Origin of the sequence: Segetibacter sp. (assembly GCF_025963695.1) — a bacterium.
Lineage (GTDB): Bacteria > Bacteroidota > Bacteroidia > Chitinophagales > Chitinophagaceae > Segetibacter.
Map to the genome: position 1 here is coordinate 1 of NZ_JAOQAH010000024.1, position 25,370 is coordinate 25,370.

General features: G+C 37.8%; 25 protein-coding genes. 11 read left to right on the plus strand and 14 right to left on the minus strand.

All coding sequences use genetic code 11. From position 1 onward, the window contains the following. From JWR87_RS02775 to JWR87_RS02785, 3 genes are all read left to right on the plus strand, one after another. Window positions 1-464: gamma carbonic anhydrase family protein (locus JWR87_RS02775; RefSeq protein ID WP_297815312.1), on the plus strand; the 464-nt coding region annotated here is incomplete at its 5' end. A gap of 190 nt (window positions 465-654) precedes the next feature. Next, window positions 655-825 (plus strand): hypothetical protein, encoded by a 171-nt coding sequence (locus JWR87_RS02780; RefSeq protein WP_297815315.1) that lies wholly within the window; start codon window positions 655-657, stop codon window positions 823-825. 34 nt (window positions 826-859) lie between these two features. Beyond that, the gene (locus JWR87_RS02785) at window positions 860-1,150 is read left to right on the plus strand and encodes a DUF3630 family protein (protein WP_297815317.1); all 291 of its coding nucleotides are present in this window, start codon (window positions 860-862) and stop codon (window positions 1,148-1,150) included. On the opposite strand, the gene rsgA is transcribed toward JWR87_RS02785, so the two are convergent. From rsgA to JWR87_RS02800, 3 genes are all read right to left on the minus strand, one after another. Next, entirely contained in the window at window positions 1,147-2,073 is a 927-nt protein-coding gene (gene rsgA, locus JWR87_RS02790; protein ID WP_297815319.1) for a ribosome small subunit-dependent GTPase A, read from the minus strand. The two genes, JWR87_RS02785 and rsgA, sit on opposite strands and share 4 nt — an antisense overlap. Window positions 2,074-2,197: 124 nt before the next feature. Then, window positions 2,198-2,761, minus strand: coding sequence for an elongation factor P (gene efp, locus JWR87_RS02795; RefSeq protein ID WP_297815322.1), 564 nt, complete (start codon window positions 2,759-2,761; stop codon window positions 2,198-2,200). Window positions 2,762-3,006: 245 nt separating this feature from the next. Then, the gene (locus JWR87_RS02800) at window positions 3,007-4,428 is read right to left on the minus strand and encodes a tetratricopeptide repeat protein (protein WP_297815325.1); all 1,422 of its coding nucleotides are present in this window, start codon (window positions 4,426-4,428) and stop codon (window positions 3,007-3,009) included. A gap of 141 nt (window positions 4,429-4,569) precedes the next feature. Here JWR87_RS02800 and JWR87_RS02805 point away from each other — a divergent pair, with 141 nt between their 5' ends. Continuing rightward, window positions 4,570-4,926 carry a hypothetical protein gene (locus JWR87_RS02805; RefSeq protein ID WP_297815327.1) on the plus strand — a complete coding sequence of 119 codons (357 nt, stop codon included), beginning with the start codon at window positions 4,570-4,572 and terminating at the stop codon, window positions 4,924-4,926. A 25-nt stretch (window positions 4,927-4,951) separates the two neighbouring features. On the opposite strand, the gene JWR87_RS02810 is transcribed toward JWR87_RS02805, so the two are convergent. Together JWR87_RS02810 and yidC are read right to left on the minus strand one after the other, a co-directional pair. Then, a complete protein-coding gene (locus tag JWR87_RS02810; RefSeq protein WP_297815330.1) occupies window positions 4,952-5,590 on the minus strand; it encodes a DUF4412 domain-containing protein in 639 nt (212 codons plus the stop codon). 89 nt (window positions 5,591-5,679) lie between these two features. After that, complete coding sequence (gene yidC / locus JWR87_RS02815; protein WP_297815332.1) at window positions 5,680-7,545, minus strand: membrane protein insertase YidC; 1,866 nt, start codon at window positions 7,543-7,545, stop codon at window positions 5,680-5,682. 255 nt (window positions 7,546-7,800) lie between these two features. Here yidC and JWR87_RS02820 point away from each other — a divergent pair, with 255 nt between their 5' ends. The 4 genes from JWR87_RS02820 to JWR87_RS02835 all read left to right on the plus strand — a co-directional run bounded on the left by JWR87_RS02820 (window position 7,801) and on the right by JWR87_RS02835 (window position 13,769). Continuing rightward, complete coding sequence (locus JWR87_RS02820; RefSeq protein ID WP_297815334.1) at window positions 7,801-9,000, plus strand: DUF4407 domain-containing protein; 1,200 nt, start codon at window positions 7,801-7,803, stop codon at window positions 8,998-9,000. A gap of 446 nt (window positions 9,001-9,446) precedes the next feature. Continuing rightward, the gene (gene mrdA / locus JWR87_RS02825; RefSeq protein ID WP_297815337.1) at window positions 9,447-11,534 is read left to right on the plus strand and encodes a penicillin-binding protein 2; all 2,088 of its coding nucleotides are present in this window, start codon (window positions 9,447-9,449) and stop codon (window positions 11,532-11,534) included. After that, a complete protein-coding gene (gene rodA, locus JWR87_RS02830) occupies window positions 11,524-12,873 on the plus strand; it encodes a rod shape-determining protein RodA (protein WP_297815340.1) in 1,350 nt (449 codons plus the stop codon). Before mrdA ends, rodA begins: the two co-directional genes overlap by 11 nt. A gap of 140 nt (window positions 12,874-13,013) precedes the next feature. Next, window positions 13,014-13,769: an MBL fold metallo-hydrolase gene (locus tag JWR87_RS02835; RefSeq protein WP_297815342.1), complete on the plus strand. Its 756-nt coding sequence runs from the start codon at window positions 13,014-13,016 to the stop codon at window positions 13,767-13,769. Between the two features lie 107 nt (window positions 13,770-13,876). Here JWR87_RS02835 and JWR87_RS02840 read toward each other — a convergent pair whose 3' ends face one another. From JWR87_RS02840 to JWR87_RS02850, 3 genes are read right to left on the minus strand one after another with little or no spacing between them, the layout of a single operon-like run. After that, complete coding sequence (locus JWR87_RS02840; protein ID WP_297815345.1) at window positions 13,877-14,269, minus strand: hypothetical protein; 393 nt, start codon at window positions 14,267-14,269, stop codon at window positions 13,877-13,879. Window positions 14,270-14,282: 13 nt separating this feature from the next. Beyond that, on the minus strand, window positions 14,283-15,002 hold the full coding sequence (locus tag JWR87_RS02845) for a hypothetical protein (protein WP_297815347.1): 720 nt from the start codon (window positions 15,000-15,002) through the stop codon (window positions 14,283-14,285). Between the two features lie 56 nt (window positions 15,003-15,058). Further along, window positions 15,059-15,604 (minus strand): sigma-70 family RNA polymerase sigma factor, encoded by a 546-nt coding sequence (locus JWR87_RS02850; protein WP_297815350.1) that lies wholly within the window; start codon window positions 15,602-15,604, stop codon window positions 15,059-15,061. 288 nt (window positions 15,605-15,892) lie between these two features. Between JWR87_RS02850 and JWR87_RS02855 the strand changes: the two genes are divergently transcribed. Then, on the plus strand, window positions 15,893-16,606 hold the full coding sequence (locus JWR87_RS02855; protein WP_297815352.1) for a class I SAM-dependent methyltransferase: 714 nt from the start codon (window positions 15,893-15,895) through the stop codon (window positions 16,604-16,606). A gap of 21 nt (window positions 16,607-16,627) precedes the next feature. Here the strand turns inward: JWR87_RS02855 and JWR87_RS02860 are convergent, their stop codons facing one another. After that, window positions 16,628-17,944 (minus strand): DNA mismatch repair protein MutS, encoded by a 1,317-nt coding sequence (locus JWR87_RS02860; protein WP_297815354.1) that lies wholly within the window; start codon window positions 17,942-17,944, stop codon window positions 16,628-16,630. Window positions 17,945-18,004: 60 nt separating this feature from the next. Further along, window positions 18,005-19,342 carry a dihydroorotase gene (locus JWR87_RS02865; RefSeq protein WP_297815357.1) on the minus strand — a complete coding sequence of 446 codons (1,338 nt, stop codon included), beginning with the start codon at window positions 19,340-19,342 and terminating at the stop codon, window positions 18,005-18,007. Window positions 19,343-19,371: 29 nt separating this feature from the next. On the opposite strand from JWR87_RS02865, the gene JWR87_RS02870 reads away from it, so the two are divergent. Beyond that, complete coding sequence (locus tag JWR87_RS02870; RefSeq protein WP_297815360.1) at window positions 19,372-21,057, plus strand: capsule assembly Wzi family protein; 1,686 nt, start codon at window positions 19,372-19,374, stop codon at window positions 21,055-21,057. Window positions 21,058-21,327: 270 nt separating this feature from the next. On the opposite strand, the gene JWR87_RS02875 is transcribed toward JWR87_RS02870, so the two are convergent. From JWR87_RS02875 to JWR87_RS02890, 4 genes are all read right to left on the minus strand, one after another. Then, complete coding sequence (locus JWR87_RS02875) at window positions 21,328-22,011, minus strand: porin family protein (protein WP_297815363.1); 684 nt, start codon at window positions 22,009-22,011, stop codon at window positions 21,328-21,330. A gap of 267 nt (window positions 22,012-22,278) precedes the next feature. After that, window positions 22,279-23,022: a bifunctional demethylmenaquinone methyltransferase/2-methoxy-6-polyprenyl-1,4-benzoquinol methylase UbiE gene (gene ubiE / locus JWR87_RS02880; protein WP_297815366.1), complete on the minus strand. Its 744-nt coding sequence runs from the start codon at window positions 23,020-23,022 to the stop codon at window positions 22,279-22,281. A 71-nt stretch (window positions 23,023-23,093) separates the two neighbouring features. After that, window positions 23,094-23,432, minus strand: coding sequence for a hypothetical protein (locus JWR87_RS02885; RefSeq protein ID WP_297815369.1), 339 nt, complete (start codon window positions 23,430-23,432; stop codon window positions 23,094-23,096). Further along, window positions 23,422-23,787: a hypothetical protein gene (locus JWR87_RS02890; protein ID WP_297815371.1), complete on the minus strand. Its 366-nt coding sequence runs from the start codon at window positions 23,785-23,787 to the stop codon at window positions 23,422-23,424. The genes JWR87_RS02885 and JWR87_RS02890 overlap by 11 nt, the downstream gene beginning before the upstream one ends. A gap of 157 nt (window positions 23,788-23,944) precedes the next feature. Between JWR87_RS02890 and JWR87_RS02895 the strand changes: the two genes are divergently transcribed. Next, window positions 23,945-25,111: a hypothetical protein gene (locus JWR87_RS02895; protein ID WP_297815373.1), complete on the plus strand. Its 1,167-nt coding sequence runs from the start codon at window positions 23,945-23,947 to the stop codon at window positions 25,109-25,111. The last annotated feature ends 259 nt before the right edge of the window (window positions 25,112-25,370 follow it).

Here is a 25,370-nt window from a genome sequence, read left to right on the forward strand (position 1 = left end):
TCGGCGATGTTGTTATGGGCGATGAGTGCAGCGTATGGTTTAATGCTGTGCTTAGAGGCGATGTGAACTATATAAAAATGGGCAACAAGGTCAATGTTCAGGATGGCGCAGTTATACATTGTACTTATCAAAAGAACCCGACCAATATTGGCAATAATGTATCTATTGGCCATAACGCTATTGTGCATGGTTGCACTGTTCATGACGATGTATTGATTGGAATGGGAGCGATTGTAATGGACAGGTGTGTGGTCAACAGCAACTCCATTATCGCGGCAGGAGCAGTCGTGCTGGAAGGTACCATTGTAGAAGCGGGAAGCATTTACGCGGGGGTACCCGCTAAAAAAGTAAAAGACATTTCGCCAGACAAAATCAGCGGTGAAATTGACCGCATCGCTAATAACTATACGAAGTATGCTTCGTGGTTTGAAAATTATAATGCGGTAAAGGAAAATAATATTTAGCAGCACTGCGTTATACATTACTGTTTGTTCTTTTCCGTCTGCAAAAAGTGTTTTACCTTTTAGCTGCTCAAATTGGAAGTGTTCATTGATATTCTTGAATTTAAACGATGAAGAGAAATACAATTTGTTGAAGGGTGCGACGCAACGATGTACAGAAAAGAACTAATGCTGGTAACCAAAAAATTAAAACATGAAAATTGTTCTTGCCGTTATTTTGATTTCAATGTGTGGAGCTTTTATGTCTTGCGCTGCAGGCAAAGGTTGTCCGAGCACCGGAAGCAACGTGGGTGCAGAGAAAATAGCAAGCGGTGACCCCCAAGCAATGAAACAGTTGAAAAAAGCAGGTAAGTTTAAATCTTAAACCCCTGGCAGAAAGTCTAATATCCAATATTTATATGAGCTACCACCTCACCTCTGCCACAGGCAGAATAGAAGCAGTTATTGATGATAACTGTGGAATGAAAAAATTTTTTAGCATTGCGAACATGTTAGTGAGCGAGCATAAAATAAAATTAATAGCTAAAGAAGAGAACAGCGATACGATTGACTGGTACTTCAAATACAAGGGCCACCACCTTAACCTGCATTACAACATTTACAATGGAGTGTCTATTTGCAATAGCAACATACGGGATAACGACGTTGTGACAGAACTTGCCTCGTCGTTACAAGAAAAGTTTTACTAGTACGCTTTACCATCCATTGTATCCAAAATCGTCATGTAACTAACATAACGATCTACATGAATTTTACCTGTGTTTACAGCCTCTTTTATAGCACATCCCGGTTCATTTGTATGCATACAATTGTTGAACTGGCAATCGTTTAGCCGGGTTCTCATCTCAGGAAAGTAATGGGAGAGCTCCTGCTTTGTCATATGTACCAGTCCCAGTTCGCGTATGCCGGGCGTATCTATTACTTTACCCCTCAGCGGAAGGTCAAACATTTCGGCAAAAGTGGTGGTATGCATTCCCTTGCCGCTCCATTCGCTTACCTCCTTGGTGCGGAGATTTAGCTCAGGAAAAATTGCATTTATAAGTGAAGATTTACCTACCCCGCTGTGGCCACTGAGTAAAGTTGTTTTATCTTTTAACCGCTCTTTTACTTCGTCTACCCCCATGTTGTTTACCACACTTGCTAGTATTACCACATAACCGATTGCTTCGTACATGGCTTTTAACTCATTAAACTTATCCATCTCTTTCTGCTTATAAACGTCTGCCTTATTAAAAACAATAACGGCAGGAACATGAAAAGCCTCACACGAGACTAAAAAGCGATCAATGAAACCTTGCGATGTTCTTGGGTCTTTAATGGTAGCAAATAAAAAACTTTGGTCGAGATTTGAGGCTACTATATGATGCTGGTTTTTGTTGTGGGGCGAAACCCTGGCGATGTAATTTCTTCTGTCATGTATGGAAGTGATTGTAGAAGTACTCTCTAATTCATTTTCCAGGTCCATCTCTACCACATCGCCTACCGCTATTGGGTTTGTAGAGGTCAGTCCGCTAATTTTTAAAACACCTTTTATCCGGGCGTTAAAAATCTTTCCGTCCTCAGTCTTTGTCACGTACCAACTTCCCGTTGATTTATAAATAAGCGCCTTCATAAAACCGAAGTTAATACATGTCTAAATCGAATGATGACTCCGCCTAAAAATTGAAGAAGTTCAATGTTGCGTGAAATAAAAAAAGCAACCTTGTGGCTGCTTTTTTATAAAAAAGAATTAATTGTTATTTTACTCTTTCAACGTACTCACCGGTCAGTGTATTAATACGAATAAGTTCGCCTTCATCCACAAATAGAGGAACCATTACAGTTGCACCACTTTCTACAGTTGCAGGTTTCAATGTTCGTGTAGCAGTATCACCTTTTAGCCCTGGTGCGCTATACGTAACCTTCATCACAATTTTATCAGGAAGCTCAACGTTCATTGGCTGATCGGTTTCAGTATTAATCAGTACCGAAACTTCTTGCCCGTCCCTTAAAAACTGCGGAGCGCTGATCATGCTTTCCGCCAACGAAAGTTGCTCAAAAGTCTCGTTATCCATAAAGTTGTAGCCACTTTCATCTTTATACAGAAATTGGTACGGCTTCTTTTCAACTCTCACAGGGTAAACAGTGTCACCGCTATTCCACGTATGTTCAATGCTGCGATTGTTGTCTAATCCTTTCAGCTTAGCCCAAAACTTAGCAGCAGCCCGAGCTGTTTTGTTCTGCCCAAATTCAACTACAGTATAAAGACTGCCATCGAGTTTCAAAATCATCCCGCGGCTGATGTCTGATGTATTTGCCATAAAAAATATTTAATTCAAATTCCTTTTAAACCTTTTAATTTAAGAGCCGCAAAAGTAGGTAATGGATCTGAATTTTCAATTTGAAGTTGTAGGGGTGCTATTAATGATACCGGCCGTTATTTTCATAGCATCATCCTTGTGTCGCAATCACTTTATCTGCAAAGCAATGTTGATCTTCAAGTTTAGTTTACCAGGCGTTTCTATACTTACATCCGGTTCATCGCCTGGTTGATATTCCATCTTTGCTATTGACTCTTACTTTTTTTATACCTGGCAATTAAATCCACAACCTGCTGATTTTGTAAAACAGCGGGGTAAAGGTCTATAAACTTTTTAACTTGTCTTGGAGATTTGGTTATTGCCTTCTCAAGCTGTAGAAGTGCTTCTTTAGATCTTTTCATAGCAAACAGGCAAGCACTGTGATAAAATATAAACAAAGATTTACCCTCCGTTATTTTAATGGCAGCAAGACACTGTTCGATCGCCTCTCCAAAAAACTCTGCTTTAAACAGGCATCTTATTAAAGCCTCCCATCCTGCAATGCTTTTTGGCCGGGTTCTTACCACATTTCCAAAAAACTGAATAGCCTCCTTAAAGAGTCTCAGTTGCATTTTACATTCCCCCATCGCCAGGTTGTATTCGGGAAGGCTACGATGAATTCTCATGGCACTGTCCAGTTGTTTCACTGCACTTTCCCACTGTTCCTCGTTGATATAAGTGAGAGCCATTTTATAGTATAACTTACTATCCTCGGGGTTTAAATGTGAAGCTTTCCTGTAGTTGAACCTCGCCTGAGCAAAATTTCCAAGTTTGTGATAACAGTGACCTATTGCCTCGTAAATCACATCCTCGGGACGGCTTAGCTCTAAAACCTTTTCCAGCACTTCGATCGCCTCCTTAAATTTCCTCAAGCGTAAATAGGCATCACCCATGTTACGATATGCGTAGTCAAACTTTTCGTCAATAGTTACGGCATATAGGTAAGCATCAATAGCTTTTTCGTACAACTTTAAACCCTGGTATGCCGCTCCCAGGTTAAACCACGCTAATTCGCTGTAAGGAAAATCTTCTATAATCTGAAGGTGGAGTGTAATACTTTCTTCGTTTCTTCCGGTAAAATCCGTCCAGAAGCAAATTTTATAAAGCGCTTCTTCATTCGTCGGATCTTCTTCTAGTATTAGTTTCAAGCAGTCAAATACTTTATCAAATTCTTCGTAATCATCGTATACATCGGCTAGTTCAAAAAGTAATTCAATTCTTTCTTCGCCTTCAAATTGTAATAACGCTGCTTCTAAAAGTTCGACTGCTTTATTTTGCTGGTCAAGTGCTAAATATGCATCGGTCTTTAAGATAAAAAGATTGATGTCGTTACTGTCATAAAGTTCTGCTTTCTCAAGAATTTCAAGTGCATCCCAGTACTTTCTTCCAGCAAGCAATAGATCAGCTTTCTTAATCATTAAAACGGATGAAAAAGGGAATTGCTCAATTCCAAGGTCTGCCGCTTCCATAGCCTTCAACAGTTCGTCCTTTTCATCAAAATAGTCAATGATTCGTTCAAATGACTCTTCTTCTAAAAATGAGTGTTGTCGTCCTGTCCTCAAATTTTCAAACTGCTTTAGCAATTCCCGCATTTCTTCTTTGTCTTCTCTGTATGAATTTCCTGCCATTTTCGTCTCTTATATTTGAAAGTTAAGCCACCCTTTAAAAAAAACAAATTTCTTTTTAACTTTTTTTATTCTTCACTGTCTATAATAAAAAGAACAAAAAGTTGTTAAATAATGAATAATACTAGTAAATTTGTACAGTAAATGAAAAATCTATATAACATACAACTTAAAAAAATAACAATTGCCCTGCTTCTGGTAGGTGCTACTCATATTGCTATGGGTTCTTTTACCGGTTCAACCAATAAAAGAACTAAAAACATCTATTCATTAAAGAACTTTAATAGAAATTTCTATAAACCTCTCTCTCCGTTTTCTTTAAGGGCGGGTTTTGAATATAGAGGGCTGCAATTGCTAAGCCAAAAGAAGGAATTAAACGGCGATATAACCTATAATTCTATGATGCGTTTTGAAAAAGGTAATACTACTTACATATATCCATATACGCATAAAGTAACCGTTCCCAGGTTTAAGTCTCCTACTCCTCCCGCTTTTCGTTAATTACATTCCAGTTTTAATTTTTAAGTTACAGTACTCTGTACCCGCTTTTCGGTACATCAAATTTAGCAACTGGAACTGGCACTAAAGATATTTTTGATGCTGTAAAAGTAACTTTAGTCTTTCCTTGTTCAAACTCAGCCTCGTATTCCAAAACAAAGCCGGGCAGATCTCTAAACTGATATTCGTATTCGGTAGTTGAAGGAACAATTGCAGATGTATAATAAACATCATAAGCTGAACCGTCTGCTAAAGTTGCTATTACTTTGCTGCAATCGTAGCCTAGTATGGTTTTCTTTTCGTTTGTTTTTGTGAATTTTATTCCCTCGTATTTCTTATTCTTTTCTTTTCTTTTGTTACCATCCAGGTAGGAGATGTATTTTGTATTTCCCAATTCCCTTAAAATAATGGTGCTGTCATTTTTTGAGTCATAAATCATTGTTTGTTTAAAGTTGGGCGTTTCAAGATCGCTCCTGCTTCGTGCCCCCTTTATATAAACAATTTTTGTCGTACCCGACATGGTTTTTAAAGCCGAAGCGGCAACTTTCGCGTCTTGTACTGTTACATCAAAATTTACGGTGCAGTCGGAGATGATTTTTGTTTCCTGCGCAAAAGATTTAGCACTAACAAGAAAAGCTAAGGACAATATTGTTACTATTATTTTCATCTTTATTTATGTGTAGAAACAAATATACTATGGTAATGACATCAAAAAGCCGAAGCAATTACTTCGGCTTTTTGATGTCATTATACCTGTTACTTTTTATTGTTGTTGGTTTTTTGTTTAAGATCCTGAACCTTCTGTTGCGATTCCATCATCTGCGAGTATCGCTCCTGCCATTTCGATTTCGTTTTGGGCTTTTTCCTCGTTTCTTCCATTTTTGCCAAAATTTTGTCGTGATCTATAATATAATTTTGAATGACAAACTGAAGAATAAGGGTGATAAGGTTTGAAACAGTATAATACCAGGTTAACGCCGATGGTAATTGGTTAAATATAAACAGTAGTATGAAGGGAAAGAAGTATGGCATATACTTCATTACCGGGTTTCCCTGGTCGGGGGTCATGCTCATATTATAAATAGAAATAAGGAAGCTGGTCACAACTGCGGTAATCGTGAAAAGACTGATATGGTCACCAAATCCGAAAGGAATAGAAAAAGGTAGCCTTGCAACTACATCATACGACGAGAGATCTTTTGCCCATAAAAAACTTTCCCCTCTTAACGCGATTTCTGAGTTGAAAAAGCTATACAACGCAAAAAAGATGGGAATTTGTAAGACAGCAGGAATACAGCCCCCCAAAGGGTTAACGCCCGCCTCCCGAAACAATTTCATTTGCTGCATTGCAAAAGCTTGCTGATCGTCTCCCAATTTCTTTTTCAAAGTGTCTAGCTCTGGCCGCAACACCTTCATTTTGGCACCACTTAAATAACTTGTATAGGTTAGTGGCGATGTAACAAGCCTGATAAAAATTGTAAGTAGGGCAATTACCCATCCATAACTACTAATAAAACTTGCAAAGAAATTGAATACCGGAATTATAATATACCTGTTTATGTACTTCACAAAGGAGAACATGCCCGAACCAAGGTCCACGATGCTTTCCATTTTAATATTGTATTTCTTGAGAATGTTAAATTCGTTCGGGCCGTAGTAGAGCGCCATAGGTATAGTAGCTGACGCTGCGGAAGGTAGCTGTATCTTCATATTTGCTACCGCTTTCCCAACTATTTTACTGGTGTCGTTGTCTTCAGGAACAGTAATGTTGAAGTCGCCTCCATTAAAATTATTCTTTGCAATAAGCGCCGAATTGAAGAACTGTTGTTTTACAGAAATCCAGTTTACAGGCTTCTCAAAAGTAGCCGTTGTGCTTGTTGTTGCAGTTTCAAAATCATAACTTCCATCTTCAACATAGCAAAGTCTCGATTGTCTTCTCTCGTAAATAATATCGGTTTGCTTCTTGTTCGCTTGCACCTGCCAATTGAAATTTAAGGTGTTTCCGGTCAATAGGGTATTTGCGCCGTTAATGATGATATTCCAATCTACCATGTAATCGTTAGGCTTAACGATATATTGATGAGTAATGCTTTGACCGTCAACAGAAGTAAGTGAATAGCTAATCACTTGTCTTCCATCTGCGTCCTTAGTTACAGCCGGGGAATTAAAAAAGAGGCTGCTTGTTGGAGCAGACTGATTTGGAGAGGTATTAATGGTATAAGCAATATTATCAAATTGAGAACCGCCCATTACTGCATTAGAGCTGTCAAACGATTTAAACCTTTTAAGTTCAATGCTTTTAGGTTGCGCTCCCTTGTTAGTAAAGGTGATTTTTATAAGTCCATTATCAACTGGTGTAAGTTGTTCAGTTCCATTCGCCGCACTCTGAAAATTTCCAGCTACCGCCAATTTATTAGTAGAGTCTCTTTTTAAAGAATCTAAGGCAGCCACGGCGGGATCTATTTTAGGAGCCGTTACTGCCCGTACACGCGCAATTGAATCTTCTGTCCGTCGTTTATCTAAAAGAATAGCTTGTTGTTGGCGGCTTGAAAACCAAAAATATCCGAGAAAAAGAATTCCTATCAACACAAAACCAATGACCGTATTTTTATCAGTCTTCATATCAAAGTAAAAATTAGGCGGCAAAGGTAATGATTTGCACTTTAGATAGAATTTTGAAGCAGTAGTTACAGGAAACGAAGACCCTTGTTCTCTCTATCGACGCAGTATTGTTAGGGAAAAAATTGTAGTTAAAGTATAGATAAAAGCTTTTCTAAAAACTTTTTGTAAGCGGCAATGTTTTTATTTTACCGTAGTATTTTAGTACTTCCCCTCTTCAACCACCTGTAGTTATTATTTACTTTTTAACTTATTTTGATGAATAAAGCTATTTCATCTATTTCTCAAAGGGAGCAGTATAACCCGACCAAATGGGATGCTTTTTTATGGTGGTTGAGCACAGCAGAAAAAGAATTGCTGATACAATGTGTAGTAGACAGAAACCGGTATAAAATTATCGGTACCACTGTTTTAGCGACATGGAGTTTTGCTACCCTTGCATGGACCTATTTCTGGTGGACTATTACAACTAATGTTATTCTGTCCGTTTTGCTTGGGCTGTTTATGGGTTTTATTATACTTACCATTGACCGGGCGCTGATAAAAGGCATGAATAAGTTTAATAAAAATAAAATTGCCCCTTTATTGCTTCGAAGTATTTTGGCAATTACTCTTGGAACTTTCATGGCCCAGCCAGCTATCCTTTTTATGTTTGATAAAGAAATTAAGCTTCAGGCATCGCTTGATAACGAATTAAGAAAGCGGGCGAAACAACAAGAACTTGATTCTCTTTTTAATCCTCAGAAAAATATTTTGAATACAGAAAGGGCACAGTTGCAAAGCCGGTTGACCGGCAAATACAACGAGGTATCAATGGCGCGCCAGGAATTTTTAGCAGAAATAGATGGAACAGGAGGCACAGGCAAGGTCGGAATTCAAAATATTGCTCGTGCAAAGAAAGCCGAATACGAAAAGCTAGACAGTCAGTACAACCAGGTTAGTTCTTCTCTTCAACCCCTCATACGTTCTATAGATAGCAATCTTACGTCTATCAATAGCCAAATTAAAAAAGAAAATGATGTTTTTGGAGGGTTACTAAATAACGGATTTCTTACAAGGATCGAAGCACTAAATAACCTTGTAAAGAAAAACGGAGCGCTGCAGTGGCGATATATTTTGATTGTAGTAATTCTAATGTTAATTGAATTAATGCCTGTTTTAGCCAAAACCCTTTTACCTGCCGGAACATACGACGAAAAGGTGAAATTGACAGAGGATATGGAAAAAGAAATTGCCGAAGCAAACCAGCTAAAAGAAAAACAGTTAAAAGAGTTGTATAACCGCCTGGCACAGGAAAATGACACTACGTTTATTGAGCAATTTTTTGCTTCAAGCAAGGCGGGACGGAATGAGAAAATGAAATCTCAGTTAGCCAAATGGAGCGAAGATCACGATGAACCTTTTGATGGGTTTTGGGAGCGTTTTAAAAAAGATATGCTCACGAAACAGGAGAATTAAAAGAATTCTTTGTTTGCAAGCTTTTGTGCTTAAATGGTCATTGTTGTGTCACTCACTTGTACTGTAGTTTCTTTGATCGTCTGTAAATAATCATTGGGTGGGGGCTTGTAGTAGGAGGTGACAAATTTGAAATTGCTGCATCATACGAAAAAGTACAAGAGTGCGACGCAACAAAAATTAACCATAGTTCTTATGCCCGGTAAACAAATTATTTACTACATTCTCAATAAGCAACAGCTGTAACAATTTGAATACTTCTCATATATCTATGGTAAGTTTCACTAATAGCATTTTGGGAAGGCAACAGTACCTGATTTTAAAAAGTTAGCTGGTAATAGTTCTCCAACCGATCTAAAGTCTATTCCATTTAATAATAGAAATTCTGCAAAACATACTGCAAATTTGCACTGGTAAGCATTAATAGTTTGTAAAATAGAAAAGGCAATATGCCGGTATTTAACCAATCCCGTAAAAGGGTAATCCAATTAATTTTTCTTGTTGTTTTTCTTGTTATTGTAGGGCAGTTATTCAACCTACAGATTACATCGGGCAAATATAAAAAGCTGGCAGACGATAATGCCGTTGCAAAGAAGATTGCTTACCCAAGCCGTGGTATAATCTTCGATCGTAAAGGGAAAGCTATTCTCGATAACATCGCTCGTTTCGATTTAGTAGTTACGCCTTCGCAAGTAAAAGGAATTGACACCTTTGCACTTTGTAGTCTGCTGCAAATTGATACTGCTGAATTCAACAAACGCATAGTTACCTCTATTATTAAAAACGGAAAATACCGGCCAAGTATTTTCGAACCTTTTATAACTCCGCAGTTACAGGCACAGTTAGATGAAAACATGTACAAGTTTTCGGGTTTTGACCTTTCGGAAAGACCCGTGCGCACTTACCCTTACAAAGCTGCAGCCCATATTTTGGGGTATGTTGGAGAAGTGGATACTGCAATTATTAGAAAGTCGGGCTATTTCTACCAGATGGGTGATTTGGTTGGACGTAGTGGTTTAGAGAAAACGTACGAAAAGGTTTTAATGGGTCAAAGAGGTATTAATTTTCTTATTAAAGACAATAGAAACCGAATACAGGGGAGTTATGATAAGGGCGCTTTTGATACATTGCCAGAAGCAGGAAGAAACTTATATACCAGTATAGATATTGAATTGCAACAGTTAGCCGAGAAATTGATGAAAAACAAGATTGGCGGACTGGTAGCAATTAACCCAAAGACCGGAGGAATATTGGCTATGACATCTGGTCCAAGTTATGATCCTAATGATTTGGCAGGTGCTGCCTTTAGAAAAAATTGGGGTAGGATGGCGCTGGATACTGCACGGCCTTTATACAATCGGGCCATTAAAGGACAATACCCTCCAGGTTCCACCTTTAAACCTTTGGGTGCATTGGTTGCGCTTGATCAGGGGCTTATCACCCCTTCATATGGTTACTCTTGCCCCGGCCGGTACTATGGTTGTGGAATAGGAAAGCCAGCCTGTACCCATTTTGGTGCAGGTCATGCCGCTAATCTCAGAATCGCCCTCGCCAACTCCTGCAACTCTTATTTTGTCCAGATTTTCCGCATGGCTCTTGATAATCCTGCTTTTGCAAATACCACAAGTGGTTATCTTAAATGGAAAGAGTATATGAACTCCTTTGGAATGGGGGTAAGGTTGGGTGTAGATCTTCCAAGCGAAGACAAAGCCTCAATACCGGATACCAGTCGTTATAATAAAGACTTTGGTGGCAACCGCCGCTGGAACAGTTGCAATGTTTTAACGCTTGGCATCGGTCAGGACCGTATGACCGCCACTCCGCTGCAAATGGCTAACGTAACAAGTATTATAGCTAATCGGGGGTATTATTATACTCCTCATCTTGTAGATAGCATACAGGACGAATCCATCGATGACACAGCTTTTATGAGCAAGTACAGAACTAAACATAAGGTTACAAATATATCTGACTCTGCTTACCAGGCAGTGGTAGACGGTATGTATGATGTAACGGTGTATGGTACAGCAAATTTTCTTAGAATCCCCGGAGTCCAGTATTGTGCAAAAACGGGAACAGCACAAAACCCTCATGGCAAAAACCACTCAATATTCACCAGTTTTGCCCCTCGCAAAAAACCACAAATAGCTGTGGCCGTAGTAGTCGAAAACGCAGGGTACGGTGCCACCTGGGCGGGCCCTATTGCAACGCTGTTAATGGAGAAATATTTAAACGACACTATTTCTTCTGAAAGTATGGCTACGTTGGAAAGGGTATCAAAGGCTGATTTGATTCCAGCGGCTATCAAGCATTGGTATTATCAAAAGGACTCTATCAGGCAAGCTAAGGCTGGTTTAAAAGAAGTAAGTATAGATACTGTTATAGAACAACCTGTGGTAGTGGCCAAGAAAACTACTTTCGATCCTGAAGCTGAACCAAATAGAAAGGATACAGGAGACCTGATCTTAGAAAAACCAGCGATGCTTTTACCCAATGAAAAAAAGAATATTTTAGATACCCTTCAGAATGACAAATAATAATACAATTTCGAAGGGGGTAGACTGGAGCATGATTATTTTATATGGAACCCTTGTCATTATCGGCTTGCTGATGATTTTTGCGAATGAGTATAAAGAAGGAGAAAGCATCTTTCAACCAGTCCTAAGCCAGTCAAAAGATTACGGTAAGCAGGCGTTATGGGCGGGAATATGTTCGGTACTTGCTGTTTTTATATTACTTACCGATAGTAAATTTTTTACCGCAACTGCGAATCTTCTGTATGGAGTAGGGATTGTACTTTGCCTGGCTGCTCTTGTTATAGGCTCAGAGGTTAAAGGTTCAAAATCGTGGCTTGTACTTGGCGGGTTTCGATTGCAACCTTCGGAGCTGTGCAAAGTTTTCACCTGCCTAGCTTTAGCAAAATATATAAGTCGGCAGGAAACTGACTTTAGTCGGACTAAATCGCAGGTTATTGGCGCAGCAATATCTTTATTACCGGCAATAATTACCGTTGCACAAAATGAAACAGGACTAGCGTTGGTTTATTTCTCTTTTTTCCTTGCCATGTATCGCGAAGGACTGCCTCCTTTTATATTAATTACAGGTGCTTCCCTTGCAGTTATATTAATTCTTTCATTAATTGTTGCTCCTAATACTCTTTTTATTGCTTATGCTGTTTTAGCTGTTTTAACAATATTCTTTTGCCGTGGTCTGTTTAAACGAAACCGGGCCTTGCTCTGGATTATAATAGTAGTATGGGCGTTTGCGAGCGTAATATCATCTGTTGCTATCCCATATCTTATTAATAATGTAATGAAACCTTATCAAAGAGACAGAATTTATAGTCTTGTTGGTAAGCCTTACATTCCTCAAGACCCCGAAGAACGCGCTGAACTTGAACGAGTGAAAGCCAAAACAAGAGGAAGAACACAAAATCAAAGTGAATACAATGTAATTCAATCTAAAATAGCCATAGGTTCAGGAGGTTGGACGGGTAAAGGTTACTTAAAAGGAACTCAAACAAGATATGATTTTGTACCTGAGCAACGTACAGACTTTATTTTTTGCACGGTCGGAGAAGGCTTCGGTTTTCTGGGTAGTATTGCTTTTCTCTGTTTATACGCTATATTACTATTTAGAATTGTAATAATTGCCGAAAGGCAAAGAAGTATTTTTAGCCGCGTATACGCGTACGGTGTAGCAAGCGTTTTCTTCTTTCATATTACCATAAATATTTGTATGACTATCGGGCTTGCTCCTGTTATTGGTATTCCGCTTCCTTTAATCAGCTATGGCGGATCTTCTTTACTTACCTTTACTATTTTATTGTTTATTCTCATCAGGCTTGATGCAGACCGGCAGATGATTCTGCGATAAAGTATAGTTTAATGTAAGCCGTTTCTACTACTATTTTCATTCTTTCGTTGCGTATTTTTGCGCCAATAAAAGAAGTAGCTATTTAGGCTAGCCGAAGAGGTTAGTAATTAAAAAAGTATCACTTTCGAGAATTAGAATATATGAAAATTATACCGTTGAGTGAAGGGGTTTTTACAATAGACAAAACGAAAGTGTTTATTCCTTTTGGGGCAGCGGACAATGACAATGACTTACAAAAAATACCGGCTGGAAGCTTGCTGGTAGAAGTGCAGCCATTTGTTGTAATAACATCAAAAGACATATTATTGCTTGACACTGGTCTCGGTTTTACGGTTGATGGTAAGTTGCAGATTTATAAAAATATGGAGGAAAATGGAGTAGATCCGGCAGCAGTTACAAAAGTATTGCTTACTCACCTTCATAAAGATCATGCTGGTGGAGTAAGCGTGAAAGATACATTGGGGCATTACTCTTTAGCCTTTCCAAACGCTACCTATTATCTTCCTAAAGATGAACTTGACTACGCTTTTGAAAAAGGCTTTCCAAGCTATATTTCTCAAGAATTTGATATCCTATCCAATAACAATAAGGTGATACTTTTAGAAGAAAATGGAAGTATAGACGATTATATAACGTACACGCTGGTAGGAGGACATAGCCCCTTTCATTATGCCTATTGGGTTAAGGAAGATGATGAAATAATTTTCTTTGGGGGTGACGTAGCACCGCAATTACAACAAATGAAAAGCAGACTTGTTGCAAAATACGATTATGATGGAAAGAAGAGTATGGAGTTGAGGCAGAGGTGGTGGCAGCAGGGAATTGAAGAAGGATGGACTTTTTTATTTTATCACGACGTAAAAATGCCTTTTTATTCTGCCAAGGCTACAAGTTAATTACTTCATAAGGTAAAAAAAAGGCCTGCCCTGAAAAGAGCTGGCCGTTGCTAACCTATGAAAAACACCTCATTTATAATAAGGTAAAATTGTTTTAACAGTCTATTTTATGTTCCTTCTCGATTAATATTACGCTTAATTAATTCTTTTCGCAACATTTCCGTAAAGTTTTTCTCGGCAACAAATAGCTTATTTACTCTTTCATCGGTTCCCAAAACGGCCTTAAAGTCATCTTTATACTTCTTCCTAATATTTAAAAATTTCTCTTCTAACACTAACTGATCGCTCTGGTCTTCTTTCTTGATACTTTTAATTTCATTCTTATAATTATTGTATATAGGCCACAGCTTATCTGATTCGTCCGAGGTAAGTTCGAGTTCTTTTGTTATATATTCAACTTGTAAGGAATCTGCTTTTTTACTGCTTTGGGGGGGCTGGGCAAAACAAAAGTAATTAATGTTTATAAGAAGTACTATTAATAAAGTCAATTTTTTTTTCATATCAAACTGCAATTTACATTTTATCTTTTTCTCCATTTTCCTGTAAAAACTCCTGTATTTCTTCATCTGACATTTTACTTACCGCTCTTTTAATATCGTTATTCTTTTGACGGTCTGTTCCAACAGTTGAAGCGATATTTTCAGTTGGTGACGCTGTCTTTATAAATTCTTCTATTTCCTGTTTGCTTAATTTTTCAACCTCAGAAATAGCCTCAACGTGATGAGCTTTAGTATTTGTATCCTCTTTACCTACAAACATAAAAATGCCAACAGCTAATAATGCAATTATGATAGCTGCTGCTAAAAAGCCTACTATCCTTCTTAAGCGATTAATGGCGACTACCTTAGACTTCTGTTCCAAAAAAGGCTTTTCCCACTTCTTTTCCTCAAAGTAATTAACGGGAGTATTGTAAACAGGATTTTTACTTATTCTATTAAGGAAAGGAGAAATTTTTTCCATCTCATCAAAAACCTCATTCTTGAACTCCTGTGTTGTGACTTTATGTAACAGTGTGTCAGAAAAGTTTTCAAAATAACCAGTTGGAATAAAATACGGCATATCTCTTGACAAAAAGAGTTTTACATCCGTATCCAATTTTATCTTTTCCAAAATAGTATCACTTAACTCACTAAAGTAGGAAAGTGGTATTTGGTAGGGGTTGTTGTTTTTAACCTGTAGTAGTAAAGGTGAGTACTCCTGTAACTCCTGCAATATCTTATTATTATTGTCCATATCCGCTGCTTTGACGAAAGAAAGTCGCCTAAAGTTTAATTGTGCTTTTAATTTTTCTAGTTATTAATAATAAAGTCTTCAATTTTTTTTGCGGCATGATGATAACTTGCTTTTAACGCACCTTCGCTTGTTTCTAAAACCCGGCTCATTTCTTCGTAGGGCATCTCGTCATAATAGCGTAAGTTAAACACTATTCGTTGTTTTTCCGGAAGGTTCTGCATAGCTAATTGCAGTTTCCACTCAAGTTTATTTGCATCAAAACCTTCATCCGCTTTTATTTTATTGCTTAATCCACTTTCTACCTCGCTTAAGCTAACAGCACTTCTTCGCTTTTGCTGGTCGAGGAAGGTAAGGCATTCATTGGTCGCTATCCTGTAAAGCCACGTATACAATTGGCTATCTTCTCTAAAGTTTGCCAGAGACTTCCAAACCTTAATAAACATATTTTGTAGTATGTCGTGGGTGTCGTCGTGGTCTACGACCATCCTTCTAATATGCCAGTACAGTTTTTCCTGATACTTTTTAATAAGATCTGAAAAAGCCCTCTCTTTTTGTGATGGATCCTTGAACCGGTATAATAATTCCTTATCGTCTACATGCATAAAAAAACCATTTAAAAGTATAGGCAATCGAGCAATCCTTTCTATAGTTTAGAGCCCGGCTTGAAACAATTCATGGGCGTAAAAAAGCTGAAATGGATGGAAGGCAACGTGTATTATAAAAGAAATAAACCATTTAACTTCTTCTTTCTTAGCTTGTTACTGGCTCGTTATCGTCAAAGTTAATGGGTCATTCTCTTTTTCTCGCTATTAAGCAATTTTCGAGCGAGATATGCATTATTGAAAACTTTTTTAGCTGTTACTGCTAGATTATTTTATTTTCTTTGCCAAATGAAGCTTTTCTTAATTCGTTTTACGAAATCATTTTTTATAAAACTTCAACTCCATCGCATATTTCAACCTTTGGAGGGGATTTTTTTAAATCTTGTTTATTTATCCCGCTTTTCAAAATGGGCGTATGAAAGCAAGGAGATTGAATACGATGATTTTTGGAGTAAATGGAATTACCATAAACGGTATCCTATGTATGATTGGGTAATTAAAAAAGAGCGCTTAACCGGGCCAATAAATTATATTGAATTTGGAGTAGCGGCGGGACATTCTTTTGATTGGTTTATGTCTCAAAACACACATTCCGATAGTAGGTTTTATGGTTTTGATACATTTGATGGTTTGCCCGAAAACTGGGGACCTTTTAAAAAAGGCTCTTTTAGTAACAATAATGAAATGCCTCTGATAAAAGATTTTCGGGGGAAATACTACAAAGGTCTATTTCAACAAACCATGCCCGGTTTTCTTGTGGAGTTAAACAATAGTCGTAGAAATGTGATTATGCTTGATGCAGATTTATGGTCTGCCACCTTATACGCGCTTTCTTCACTTGCTCCTTACTTAAAAAAAGGAGATATTATTTTTTTCGACGAGTTTGTTGTTCCAACTCATGAGTTTAAGGCTTTCCTCGATTTCACATTGTCGTTTTACATAAGACTAAAATTAATTGCTGCTGCAAATAATTACTATTTTGTTGCGTTTATTGTGGAATAACCGGGTGGATAAATAGTGGAACTATAACTCGTGGAGCATATTGACAACACCCTCTCTTCTTAAGATAAGATAGCCTAATCTATCATTACTAATACCTTCCTTCAGCTGGTAGCTAAAAATTAGCTGATCTTCCTCTATTCGTGTTTCGAAGTAGTAAAATTTGATGTTAGAAAATTGCCGCAGCTCTTCACCGATTTCGTATAGATGAGTGGAAAGGATAAATAAAGTATTTTTCATTTTTCTTAAACCTTCTATGACCGCTGTGCTACATTTCATTGCATCCTGCACATTGGTACCCTTAAAAAGTTCATCTATTAAAATTAGCCAGTTCCTTCCATCGTTGATTTTGACAATCGTTTTTTTTATTCGCTGCACTTCGTTAAAAAAGTAGCTTTCACCTCTTGTAATATTATCTTCTACCTGGATGTTACTTAGTAAACCATCAAAGAGGCTCAGTTCAAGTTTTTTGGCTGGAACTCCCATACCAACATGGGCTAAATAAACAGATACGCCTACTGCTTTTATAAAAGTGCTTTTGCCAGCCATGTTTGCCCCCGTCAGGAATAGAAAGTTCCCCTGCTGGTTTAATTGCACATCATAAGCTGTAGGCGTGTGTACCAATGGGTGATATAATTGTTTTGCTTCTACAAAAGGGGAGCTTGTTACTTTTATTTCGGGGAAACAAAAGCTAAACTTTTTGCTGGCCATAGCCATACTATAATAAGCATCTAATTGGCTGTATATTTCTATCAGTTCTAGTGCATTTTGCTTGAAATGATAAAGCAGAAAATGCCCGAAATTAAGATTGTTGACTGTTGATAATTTTTGTGGGTTTTTCCATTCCACCATTTGGGTAACCACCGGGTTCTTTGTTAATGCCTTTATCCGTTCTATTATTTTTTGTAAAAGTGTTGGATTGTTTGGACTGTCAAAGGAGTCGGCAACTTGTTTACATCCAACAACGAAATTGATAAAGTGTGTGACTGAAAATTTTATTAAGGCGTAATCTTGTGACTTAACTATTCTGTAATAAAGGCTATTGACAGCGTTCGTGTCTCTTGGTATTTTATCTATCTGTGAGTCGTAATATTTCTGTACAACCATTATGGTTCCGTTGGAAATAATGGAAGGCCACTTGTCTTCTTTATGGATAATTAATTTGAGTGTTTGTTGTGTTTCCTGAATTTTTTGGAGGTCTGAGTAAGGATTTGCGAGAAAATATCGAAACCATTCTCTTCCACCTACGGTTGTTGTTAAATCAAGGTGATGAAAAACAGATTGTTCTTCTTCCCTATGAAAAATCGCCAGATCGTGAATCGTTGTCTTGTCTGCTTGCATGATGTTAAGAATTGCCGCGCTTGGTGCTATCTATTTCATTCCGGTTTGATCAGGTAGTAATTATCTATCAAATTTAATTCTCATTCCTTTTATAGACTCATTCCAGAGTCCGTTTCCATAAACTAAGTGACCATTTATGAAAGTATGAGTAACTGAGGCTGGAAACGTTGTTCCCTCTAAAGGACTCCAGCCACACTTATACAAAATGTTTTGTTTGTTAATGGTATATAATCCCTCCATATCTACCATTACGAGGTCTGCAAAATAGCCCTCTCTAATGTACCCTCTTCTCTCTACTTGGTAGCAATCTGCCACAGCATGACTCATTTTTTCTACTACTTTTTCCAACGAAATTTTTTTCTCCTTTACATATTGCAACATAAGCAGCAACGAATGCTGCACGAGGGGAAGACCGGCATGCGCCTTTTCGTAAGGTTCATTTTTTTCGTTCCATGTATGAGGCGCGTGGTCAGTAGCTATAACGTCGAGCTTGTTATCTAATAAGCCTTGCCACAGCGCGTCCTTATTGTGTTTGGCTTTTATGGCTGGATTGCATTTTATTTGGTTTCCTAAAGTTTCGTAGTCATCGCTTGTAAAGTGTAAGTGATGTACACATACTTCGGCTGTAATTCTCTTTTCGGTTAATGGAAGCATGTTACTAAATAGCTGAAGTTCTCTCTCTGTGCTGATATGTAAAATATGTAGACGCGTATCATGCTTTTTTGCCAGTTGTATAGCACGAAAGGACGATTCAAAACATGCTTCTTCATCCCTTATAAGTGGGTGGTCTGAAGGTTCTAATGTTTCTTTTTGCTGTTTAATTTTCTGGAAATTTCTTTTTATTGTTGCTTCATCTTCGCAGTGCGTTGCAATTAATAATTCAACTCCTCCAAAAACTTTTTCCAGCACCAGTGGGTTATCTACTAATAAATTTCCTGTTGAAGAACCCATAAACACTTTCACACCACACACATCATTCTTCTTATCATTAGTCTGTAAAACTTCGTCAAGATTGTCATTACCAGTACCCATGTAAAAGGAGTAGTTGGCAAGTGAAGATGTTGCTGCAATAGAATATTTCTGTTCAAGTAATTCCTGGGTAAAAACAGGTGGAACAGTGTTTGGCATTTCCATAAAGCTGGTTACGCCCCCTGCTACAGCAGCTTTTGACTCAGAATATATTGTTGCTTTATGCGTCAATCCCGGCTCTCTAAAATGAACCTGGTCATCTATTGCACCAGGCAATAAAAACTTGCCGTTTCCGTTTATCTCGGTAACATTTTCCTTAACAGATATGTTTCGGTCGATTTTGTGAATCATACCTTCTTTTATAAAAACATCACCGACCGAAGTTTTACCTTCGTTCACAATTTGTATACCTTTTATTAAATAATTCATCTTAGATATTTTATCAAAACCAGTATTTCATGCAAATTATTAAATCCGTTCGCATACTTGTTTTTTTCTTGCTTCCCCTTTTTGCATCTTCTCAAAGTTCCTATATTCCACTTGGAACAAAAGATTACCAAATGTTGGATCGCCTCGAGATTAAAACAGGAAATTCGAACCTGATGTACTCAACCGTAAAACCTTTTAACCGCAGGCTTACGACCTGGGAGATTGAGAAGATTGATAGTTTAGTGATAGCAGGAGATGCTTCTACAAAAGGCCTCACCGGGGTTGATAAATACAATATGCAACGTTTTTTAATGAATAACAGCGAATGGTCGAAACCGAGAGAGACTTATAACAGCAAAAAGCCTTTTTTAAAGAGTTTCTATAAAACAAAAGGAAATTTTTACGAGGTTAACACACCTGATTTTTTCCTGGCCTTTAACCCCGTAATACAATATCAACAGATGGTAGAAAACGGGAATCCTCAAAACCTCTTTTATAACAGTCGTGGAGCGAGCATCAGGGGTATGATAAGCAAAAAAGTTGCTTTTGATCTATACATAACCGACAACCAAGAGAGAAACCCACTGTATGTACAGGATTGGATAAGAAGAAATACTGCCGTTCCCGGTGCACGTTACTTTAAAAATTTTAAAGCGGCGGGAGGATATGATTATTTTGATAACAGAGGTTCTGTAAGTATAAATGCTACGAAATATATTGATATACAATTGGGCTACGATAAGAACTTTATTGGCGATGGTTATCGGAGTTTATTACTGAGCGATTTTTCGGGAAATGCATTATTTCTAAAGTTTAATACTCGCATATGGAAATTGAATTATGAGAATTTGTTTATGGAGCTTATTCCTAATTATAGAAGAGCGGGCGGAGATTATGTACTTCCCCGGAAATATTTTAGAATGAACTTTTTAAGCTTTAATGCTACTAAATGGCTTAATATAGGCGTGTTTGATGCCGTGACTTTTGGAAGGCAGGATCACTTCGATTTTCAGTATTTAGTGCCGGTTATGTTTCTGCGTCCGGCAGAGTCGGATATTGGAAGTGGCGACAAAGCAAAACTTGGACTAACCGCGAAGGCTAATATTAAGAAGACATTTCAGGTGTATGGCCAGTTTGTATTAGATGAATTTATATTGAAGGAGGTGGTTAAGAATAATGGGTTTTGGGCCAATAAATACGGATATCAGTTAGGCATTAAATACCCTGATGCATTTGGAGTGAGAAATCTTGACCTACAAGTAGAGTCTAATCGTGTAAGGCCTTTTACGTATACTCATTATGATACAGTTGGTAATTATACACATTACAACCAACCCTTAGCTCATCCTCTCGGAGCTAACTTTCAGGAGTTTATTGGCGTCTTAAAATATCAGCCTTTAAACAAGTTGTATCTGCAGGCAAGGGCCATCTATTATTACCAGGGGCTGGATTCAGCAGGTGCAAATTTTGGCAGTAACATAAACATTGGATATAATAACAGAACAAAGAATTACGGATATTTTGTAGGCGATGGAAATAAAGTAAAGTCTATGAATATAAACCTGCTTGCATCTTATGAGTTAAAGGAAAACCTTTTTGTAGATGCAAACCTTCAACGTCGTACGTATAACAGAGCAGTAGGTGGCAATGCCTCTTCTACAATTTTTTCATTTGGTGTACGATGGAATATGGCCAGAAGGAATTTTGATTTTTAATGGTCCTTAGAATTTTATACATCCGGCTTCAGCTAGCGTTGAAGACCGGATTTTTTATTTGTGTGGTATTTTTAAAATTGTAGCCAACGTCTCGCTTTACTTTTTCTGGCATTAGTTCATTGTATTAACTGGTAAACGGGTACAACTTTCTATAATTCGATCAGGTTAAGGGGTTGGAGCAGTAGGATGAGTAGAAATAATAAAGCCGAAGAGTGCGACGCAAGAAAAGCTTAATAAGAGGTATTTCGGCCCGGTAAAAAAAATCAATTACTAATCTTCGAGAATTATCGAAAAAACAAGCATCCTCGAATGTAATTTATCCAGCACGCTACTGTATTTTAAATTTGGATCACGACTGTGAATGTTGGAGAGACCGTTACTGATTTTTAGTTCGGGCGAGAAAGTTACATACCGAAAGAAAAAATTAAAGCCAACACCTGCTTCTATACCAAAATCATTTTTATTTAGCTTAACCAGGTCTTCTGCGTTGCGTGCCTGTGAATTACTAGATAAATCCATATCGTATTTTACGCCTCCCATTAGATAGGTTCGAAAATTGCCGATGCGATCGCTATTGAATTTTACCTGGAAGGGAAAACTGACAATTGTAGAGGGAAGGGTTTTCTTCTCTATCGCTTTCTCGTCATACAACGGATATTTTAAACCGTAAGTAAAGTATTTAGCTCCGCCAATAATAAGCTGGGGATTTGCCCGAAAAGAGAACCGGTTCGATAGCCGAAGGGTGCCGACCAAACCTAAAGCAATACCGCCGCTGCTACCAGGCTCAACAGATAACACGCTGTCGTTTTGAAGAAACGTAGGATGTTTTGAGGGATGAAGTGTAGATGAATTGTAACTAATTGAAAGACCAAAATAGTATGGCCAATCATCGTGATTCGGCCGGTTTTCTTCTCTCTGCTGGCTATACGAGGCCAGAGAAATAAAGCCGGTCAAAACAAATAGTGTGAGTGTTTTGCGTAAGAAAAATGTGCAGTTTGAAATCCCCTTTAAATCTAACATTTACTATTTTGTTATTCTGTCAATCATCCGTTGTAGTAGGTAGATTTCTGCTTATATTTTTCTTTTAGATTTTTGAGGCAATTTACTTGGCTTTTCTCAAGCTTCCTAATCAGGTGTTTAAAGAAGTGTTAATAGTAAAACGAATAACGACAATAATAATTGTAGCGTATTTAACCGATGGGTGAATTGAGAATGTTTAAGTTATTTGCTTCCGCAGTAAATAGAGCAAATTCCGAGAGTAAGTATTTTAGAGTAGGTGGAGGAATAACCGACGTTGTTTAAAATAGTAATAAACTGCTGCCCCTCCGGAAACCTTTGAACGGAGTCATTTAAATATTGATATGCGTCTTTGTTTTTTGCAATCAATTTTCCAAATCCCGGTGCAATCTGGTTCATGTATAAATTGTACACGCCCTTAAACAAAAATTGTTTTGGTCTTGAAAATTCAAGTACAACTAATTTGCCACCTGGCTTAAGTACGCGAAGCATTTCACCAAGGCCTTTCTCAAGGTTCTGATAATTTCTTACACCAAACGCAACTGTAATAGCATCGAAACTATTATCGGGAAAAGCAATTGTTTCACTATCACCTTTTAATAGTTCTATTTTACTTTGTAACCCCAACTTTTCAACTTTTTGTCGGCCTATTTCCAGCATCCCTTCTGAAATGTCTATTCCTGTAATTTTTGCCGGGTGTAATATTTTTTCAGCAAGAATGGCGACATCGGCGGTGCCTGTAGCAACGTCGAGTATATTTTGTGGATGTAGTGGTACTAATTGTTTGATTGCTTTCTTTCTCCAGCTAACATCTATTCCTGCAGATAAAAAGCGGTTTAAAAAATCGTATCGAAAAGCAATTTTATCAAACATTTGTGCGACCTGTTGTTTTTTGCTTTGGTCGCTTTCTTTAAAAGGAACGATTGTGTCATGAGCATACTTAGGCATAGAAGGCGAAGATACAATTTTACCTTTCGGTGGCTTTATTGAGGAGGTTTTTTAACAGGGCAATTGTGCGCTTATTTTCTTGCGGCTTTAAATATATTGAAGCCTTTTTTTAATATCGAAACTATAGCAGAGGGTCTTTTAGCTCCATAAGTAAGTAAATTACCTGGGCTTATTTGAGGGGCAAAAAACGCGTTGATTAACTTTTTGCCGCCATTAAGAGCGGCATCAGTAATTTTTCCCCGTAATATTTTTGGTATAAATGTGTTTACTCCTGCAGCTGCCAGTTCACCGGGTATTTCATACATTTTTAATCGCAATTCATGCTCTTCTTCCACTATCCTCTGCATTACCACCTGTTGTTCTTTTTGTAATGCTTTCAGAGAATTTACGTGAGATAAATTATACTTCATTAGACCAGGTTTCTTTATTACTGAAAGAAAATTTTATGATAGAGTCGACAATAAGTTTTCCTGTATACTTCTTATGAAGAAATACTAAAAGGAAAATAAGTAGCACGTAAATGCCTGCAAGAATAGCAAATCCTCCCGGGTAACTGTCTACTGCCTGCGAAAGATAATAACCTGCAATGAAGCTAATAATCATAAATAAAATCAGGCTTATAAAAGTAATCACAACACCCAGAAATAATGTTGAAGAGGCTTTTGCAGCTTTTTCTGTCGCCTGCAGTTTTAATAGTAACATACGGTCATCAACATACTCTTCAACCATGTCTTTTACCTCAACAAAAAATCCATTTTTTTCCATTGCGCTTCTTATTATTTAATATGGTTAGCAATAATTAAACCAGATGCTTACTCTTAATCAAGCGGTTAGGGCTACTTTTTGTAGCATTCTTTCATTTATTTTTATAAAATTATCCCTTTCTTCATCCTATGAGAGGCAACAATAAAAAGTTGAATATATGCATATAACAGAGGTGGCAGACAAAAGAACGGAGAAAGCATTTCTTGAGGTGAATGCCTGGATGAACAGTCACAACCCGAAGTATATTCAGCCTCTTGATAACGAGGTGAGGGATGTTTTTGACGCAAAAAAGAATAAGGCTTTTAAAAAGGGCACTGCCAAAAGATGGATTTTAAAAGATGCAGACGGAAAGGTTGTTGGCAGAATAGCTGCTTTTGTAAGTGCCAAATACATTAATAAAGGAGACACTTACCCCGTAGGCTGCTGTGGTTTTTTTGATTGCATTGACGACCAGGCTGCTGCAAACCTGTTGTTTGATACTGCAAAAAACTGGTTGCGGAAAAACGGAATGGAAGCAATGGATGGCCCGGTTAACTTTGGGGAGCGTGATAAATGGTGGGGCCTGATGGTAGAGGGTTTTGACGATGAACCCATGTACGGCATTTCTTTTAATCCGCGCTACTACGAAAAGCTGTTCGAAGGCTATGGCTTTCAAAATTATTACAACCAGTATTATTATACTTTAGCTGCATACGGAACGCTCAGCGATAAGTATCGCGAACGGCATGCGAAGTTTGCTGCCAAGCCCGATTATTCTGCCCGTCATGTTGATAAAAGTAATCTCCCAAAGTTTGCCAAAGATTTTTCTACCATCTACAACCTTGCCTGGGCGCAGCACAATGAAGGAAAAGAGATCGGCGCTGAAGCTGCGCTTAAGTTGTTTAACAAGATGAAGCCGATAATGGATGAAACGCTCGTTTGGTTTGCTTATTATAAAGAAGAGCCAATTGGTATGTGGGTCAATATTCCTGACCTGAACCAGTATTTTAAATACTTTAAAGGCAAGTTTGGCTTATGGCAAAAAATTCGCCTGCTGCTGTTGCAAAGAACTAAGCCGAGTCGCAAAATAAATGGCGTTGCGTTTGGAATAGTTCCTAAATTTCAAGGTTTGGGGATTGATGCTTTCATGATTTATTCGGGTACTTTGGTAATTAGAAAAGAGGGCAAGTACGATTTAATTGAAATGGGCTGGGCCGGCGATTGGAACCCCAGAATGATTGGTATTTATAAAGCATTAGGAGGCACTCAAAGTCGGCGGATGATTACGTATCGATATAATTTTGACCGGGCCATACCTTTCGAACGACATCCGGTTGTTGTATAATAACAGGCTTTTGTAACCAGCAATTGTTTTCTGCTCAGCGATAGTGGCGACGCTCCATTCATCGTTGATAATTCTTTTGAGCATTTAAGCGAAGCTTTTTAAAAACAACAAATAATTGAAGCTGCCTGCATTGAGTGGGATGTTTAAAAAAATACGAAAAGTCAGTTCACCTGACAATCTTTTTGGAGGCAAAAATTTAAAAAACAAGACTAAAACAGTTGATCGAAGACTTAAAAGTTGCAGGGTGCGACGCAAGCAA

Excerpts from the sequence above, each read along its gene's own strand:
- JWR87_RS02835 (WP_297815342.1), top strand. The coding sequence starts at position 13,014 with ATGAAAATTATACCGTTGAGTGAAGGGGTTTTTACAATAGACAAAACG.
- JWR87_RS02870 (WP_297815360.1), top strand. The coding sequence starts at position 19,372 with ATGCAAATTATTAAATCCGTTCGCATACTTGTTTTTTTCTTGCTTCCC.
- JWR87_RS02820 (WP_297815334.1), top strand. The coding sequence starts at position 7,801 with ATGAATAAAGCTATTTCATCTATTTCTCAAAGGGAGCAGTATAACCCG.
- rodA (WP_297815340.1), top strand. The coding sequence starts at position 11,524 with ATGACAAATAATAATACAATTTCGAAGGGGGTAGACTGGAGCATGATT.
- JWR87_RS02860 (WP_297815354.1), bottom strand. The coding sequence starts at position 17,944 with ATGCAAGCAGACAAGACAACGATTCACGATCTGGCGATTTTTCATAGG.
- ubiE (WP_297815366.1), bottom strand. The coding sequence starts at position 23,022 with ATGCCTAAGTATGCTCATGACACAATCGTTCCTTTTAAAGAAAGCGAC.
- JWR87_RS02865 (WP_297815357.1), bottom strand. The coding sequence starts at position 19,342 with ATGAATTATTTAATAAAAGGTATACAAATTGTGAACGAAGGTAAAACT.
- JWR87_RS02850 (WP_297815350.1), bottom strand. The coding sequence starts at position 15,604 with ATGCATGTAGACGATAAGGAATTATTATACCGGTTCAAGGATCCATCA.
- JWR87_RS02805 (WP_297815327.1), top strand. The coding sequence starts at position 4,570 with ATGAAAAATCTATATAACATACAACTTAAAAAAATAACAATTGCCCTG.
- mrdA (WP_297815337.1), top strand. The coding sequence starts at position 9,447 with ATGCCGGTATTTAACCAATCCCGTAAAAGGGTAATCCAATTAATTTTT.
- JWR87_RS02810 (WP_297815330.1), bottom strand. The coding sequence starts at position 5,590 with ATGAAAATAATAGTAACAATATTGTCCTTAGCTTTTCTTGTTAGTGCT.
- JWR87_RS02890 (WP_297815371.1), bottom strand. The coding sequence starts at position 23,787 with ATGGAAAAAAATGGATTTTTTGTTGAGGTAAAAGACATGGTTGAAGAG.
- rsgA (WP_297815319.1), bottom strand. The coding sequence starts at position 2,073 with ATGAAGGCGCTTATTTATAAATCAACGGGAAGTTGGTACGTGACAAAG.
- JWR87_RS02845 (WP_297815347.1), bottom strand. The coding sequence starts at position 15,002 with ATGGACAATAATAATAAGATATTGCAGGAGTTACAGGAGTACTCACCT.
- JWR87_RS02885 (WP_297815369.1), bottom strand. The coding sequence starts at position 23,432 with ATGAAGTATAATTTATCTCACGTAAATTCTCTGAAAGCATTACAAAAA.
- efp (WP_297815322.1), bottom strand. The coding sequence starts at position 2,761 with ATGGCAAATACATCAGACATCAGCCGCGGGATGATTTTGAAACTCGAT.
- JWR87_RS02840 (WP_297815345.1), bottom strand. The coding sequence starts at position 14,269 with ATGAAAAAAAAATTGACTTTATTAATAGTACTTCTTATAAACATTAAT.
- yidC (WP_297815332.1), bottom strand. The coding sequence starts at position 7,545 with ATGAAGACTGATAAAAATACGGTCATTGGTTTTGTGTTGATAGGAATT.
- JWR87_RS02785 (WP_297815317.1), top strand. The coding sequence starts at position 860 with ATGAGCTACCACCTCACCTCTGCCACAGGCAGAATAGAAGCAGTTATT.
- JWR87_RS02855 (WP_297815352.1), top strand. The coding sequence starts at position 15,893 with ATGAAGCTTTTCTTAATTCGTTTTACGAAATCATTTTTTATAAAACTT.
- JWR87_RS02780 (WP_297815315.1), top strand. The coding sequence starts at position 655 with ATGAAAATTGTTCTTGCCGTTATTTTGATTTCAATGTGTGGAGCTTTT.
- JWR87_RS02800 (WP_297815325.1), bottom strand. The coding sequence starts at position 4,428 with ATGGCAGGAAATTCATACAGAGAAGACAAAGAAGAAATGCGGGAATTG.
- JWR87_RS02895 (WP_297815373.1), top strand. The coding sequence starts at position 23,945 with ATGCATATAACAGAGGTGGCAGACAAAAGAACGGAGAAAGCATTTCTT.